The organism is Marinobacterium marinum, assembly GCF_013868415.1.
Classification (GTDB): domain Bacteria; phylum Pseudomonadota; class Gammaproteobacteria; order Pseudomonadales; family Balneatricaceae; genus Marinobacterium; species Marinobacterium marinum.
Window position 1 is genome coordinate 1 of record NZ_JACEMT010000008.1, and the last position, 242, is coordinate 242.

1 protein-coding gene is annotated in these 242 nt (G+C 53.7%); it reads left to right on the plus strand.

Features of this window, described 5'->3' with window-relative positions; genetic code table 11:
- Positions 1–242 (plus strand): transposase (locus tag H1S06_RS15795; RefSeq protein WP_181736290.1); only part of this gene is annotated, 242 nt, incomplete at both ends.

Consider the following 242-nt stretch of genomic DNA (forward strand, 5'->3'; position numbering starts at 1 on the left):
ACCAAGAACAAAACAGGTGAACGTGATCCGGAGATGCACCAAACCAAAAAAGGGAATCAATGGCACTTCGGCATGAAGGCCCACATCGGGGTTGATGCCCGCACTGGCCTCACGCACAGCTTCACGACAACTGCCGCAAACGAGCATGATCTCAATCAGGCTGACCAGCTACTGCACGGTGAAGAAGCATTCATCTTGGCTGATGCGGGTTACCGTGGTGCCGAAAAGCGAGACGAGCTGAA